General features: G+C 72.1%; 2 protein-coding genes. Both read left to right on the forward strand.

The window, feature by feature from the left end:
- The first annotated feature begins 55 nt into the window (after positions 1 to 55).
- Positions 56 to 976 (forward strand): ABC transporter ATP-binding protein, encoded by a 921-nt coding sequence (locus tag ACE3Q3_RS24370; protein WP_374450466.1) that lies wholly within the window; start codon positions 56 to 58, stop codon positions 974 to 976.
- Positions 973 to 1522: ABC transporter permease (locus tag ACE3Q3_RS24375; RefSeq protein ID WP_374450467.1), on the forward strand; the 550-nt coding region annotated here is incomplete at its 3' end. The genes ACE3Q3_RS24370 and ACE3Q3_RS24375, both read left to right, overlap by 4 nt.

A 1522-nucleotide genomic window follows, 5' to 3' on the forward strand; every position in this document is an offset into this window, starting at 1 on the left:
TGGGCGATGTCCGCCTCAATCCCGGCCAGCCGGTCGAAGTGGCCCGGGCGCCACGATGACGGCCGCGATCGACGTCACCGGCCTGCACAAGAGCTTCGGCGGCCGCACGGTCGTCCGCGACCTGTCGATCCGCGTCGAGGCGGGACGGATCTGCGGCTTCCTCGGGCCGAACGGCAGCGGCAAGACGACGACGATCCGCATGCTGTGCGGACTGCTGACGCCCGATTCCGGCAGCGGCACCTGCCTCGGGCTCGACATCATCCGCGACGCCGCGGCGATCAAGCGCCAGGTCGGCTACATGACCCAGCGCTTCAGCCTCTACGAGGATCTCAGCATCCGCGAGAATCTCGATTTCGTCGCCCGCATGTACGGGATGGCCGGACGGCGGCGGGCGGTCGACGAAGCGCTGGAGCGGCTGGGGCTGGCAACCCGCCAGCGCCAGCTCGCCGGTTCCCTCTCCGGTGGCTGGAAGCAGCGCCTCGCGCTCGCCGCCTGCATCCTGCACCGGCCGCGGCTGCTGCTGCTCGACGAGCCGACGGCCGGCGTCGACCCCAAGGCGCGGCGCGAGTTCTGGGCCCAGATCCACCACCTCGCCGCGGACGGGATGACGGTGCTGGTCAGCACCCACTACATGGACGAGGCCGAGCGCTGCCACCGCATCGCCTACATCGCCTATGGGCGGCTGCTCGCCGAGGGGACGGTGGATTCGGTGATCGCGCGGTCGGGGCTCGCGACCCGCCGGGCCCTGACCGCCGATCCGGAGGCGCTGGCGACGCGCCTGGAGGGACTGCCCGGGATCGACATGGTGGTCCGCTTCGGCGGCGCCCTCCATGTCAGCGGCCGGGACGCGGCCGCCCTGGATGCATCGCTCGCCCGCTTCGACGGCGACCCGGCCGTGCGCTGGAGCACGGGCGAGCCGGGGCTGGAGGACGTCTTTATCGCCCTGATGGCGCAAGAGCGGGACCCGCTGCAATGACGGCCGCCTTCTCCTTCGGGCGCTTCTGGGCGGTGCTCGTCAAGGAATTCGTCCAGATGCGGCGCGATCGCCTGACCTTCGCCATGATGGTCGGCGTTCCGGTGCTCCAGCTCCTCCTCTTCGGCTATGCCATCAACGCCGACCCGAAGTCGCTGCCGGCGGCGGTGGTGATGGGGGAGGCGAGCCCGTTCGCCCGGTCCTTCCTCGCCGGCCTGACCAATTCGGGCTATTTCCGCATCGTCGGCGACATGGTCGACGAGGCCGGCGCCGACGCGATGCTGGCCCGCGGCGAGGTGCAGTTCGTCGTCACCGTTCCGGCGGACTTCTCGCGCCGCATCGCCCGCGGCGAGCGGCCGCAGATCCTGGTCGAGGCCGACGCGACCGACCCCGCCGCCACCAGCAATGCGCTGGCGGCCCTGCCGCGGATCGCCGAGACGGCCGCCGCGCACGACCTGGGCGGCGCCCTCGGGGCGCTGGCGCCGCGCCCTGGAGCCTTCGACCTCGTCGTCCACCGCCGCTACAACGCCGAGGGCGTCACCGCCTACA

Source organism: Allostella sp. (assembly GCF_041913585.1).
Classification (GTDB): Bacteria; Pseudomonadota; Alphaproteobacteria; order ATCC43930; family Allostellaceae; genus Allostella.